Source organism: Streptococcus sp. DD11 (assembly GCF_001578865.1).
In the GTDB taxonomy this organism is placed as follows: domain Bacteria; phylum Bacillota; class Bacilli; order Lactobacillales; family Streptococcaceae; genus Streptococcus; species Streptococcus panodentis.
Window position 1 is genome coordinate 1 of sequence record NZ_KQ969406.1, and the last position, 1,295, is coordinate 1,295.

The following is a 1,295-nucleotide window of genomic DNA, read 5'->3' on the forward strand; positions in this document are numbered from 1 at the left end:
CGGCGTCAAGGAATGCACCAGTCTGGCTAATATGGCCTATCTGATTGAACATCGGCCGGAGGAATTTCTTGTCTATACTGGTGAAGATGGCGATGCCTTCCATGCTGTGAATCTCGGTGCCGATGGGGTTATTTCTGTTGCTTCTCATACAAATGGCGACGAAATGTTTGAGATGCTGGATGCGATTGCGCACAATGACATCAAAAAGGCAGCGGCTATTCAGCGGAAATTCATCCCCAAAGTGAATGCTCTGTTCTCTTATCCGAGTCCTGCCCCGGTTAAGGCGGTGCTGAATTATCTGGGCTTTGAAGCCGGACCAACCCGTCTGCCCTTGGTTCCAGCGCCTGAAGAGGATGCCAAGCGCATTATCAAGGTTGTGGTGGACGGAGACTATCAAGCAACCAAGGAAACGGTCAAGGGAGTGCTGAGACCTGATTATTGAGATTGTTCAGGCACGAGAAAAACGGACTGGGTGACAGTCCGTTTTAGTGTGTCAGCAGCAAATAGCCTATTCGCAACAGAGCTAAGACCAGCAAATGCAGGGGATAAAAGTAATAAAAGAGCTTGCCGATGCTGGGTCCCTTCCGGCCGTTGTAAAAGGAAGTGACCAAAAGAAAGCCGGCAAAGGCGATGGCTGGCTCGGCCAAGCCGCTGATAGAAAAATTGACTGCAAGCAAGAGAAGCTGAATGCTGATCAGAGCAGCAAAGCCGGTAATTCTTCTGGCTGTGGGGTTCTTTATCTTTGCAAAAGCATAAATGCCAAACACACCGCCTCCGAGGCCGCCATCAGCTAAAACTGACAAGGCAAAACAGAAAAGAACAATCAGCACTTTCTTCCAGGTTTTCTGCTGCCGGTCGCTGAAATAGAGAGCGCAGAGACCTAAAAAGAGCGTAAAGACAGTATTTTGCGTGATAAATCCGATACCGGTTACCCAGCCGATGAGCGAAAAGGGGAGGATGCTGATAAAGGCCAGCATGCCGAGGCGCTTCAGGTAGTTTTTGAGGTCATGGCTGTGCAGATAGCCTTCAGCAATACAAAAGGCAAAGACAGGAAAGGCCAGCCGGCCGATCATATGCATACTATTAGCAATCCAGTTGTCAGATAGGATATTCATGTTGATTTCCAGCGGGAAGAGCACCCAAGCAATATGGTCGATCAGCATGGCGAACATAGCAATCAGTTTTAGAGTGCTGCTGCTTATTGATTTTGAAGTCATGGTTTCCTCCTTTGACAGATACAGGGAACATTCTGATGCTCTGCGAAAACCAAGGCTGACCAAGCACTGCCCATAACC

General features: G+C 48.7%; 2 protein-coding genes. One reads left to right on the forward strand and one right to left on the reverse strand.

Annotated elements, in window-relative coordinates; genetic code table 11:
* On the forward strand, nt 1-442 hold a 442-nt coding region (locus STRDD11_RS13075), incomplete at its 5' end, for a dihydrodipicolinate synthase family protein (RefSeq protein ID WP_206512725.1).
* Nucleotides 443-485: 43 nt separating this feature from the next.
* Here the strand turns inward: STRDD11_RS13075 and STRDD11_RS13080 are convergent.
* A complete protein-coding gene (locus tag STRDD11_RS13080) occupies nt 486-1,217 on the reverse strand; it encodes a TraX family protein (RefSeq protein ID WP_128837665.1) in 732 nt (243 codons plus the stop codon).
* Nucleotides 1,218-1,295: the final 78 nt, after the last annotated feature.

Coding starts and splice junctions, on each gene's coding strand:
- STRDD11_RS13080 (WP_128837665.1), bottom strand. CDS start 1,217: ATGACTTCAAAATCAATAAGCAGCAGCACTCTAAAACTGATTGCTATG.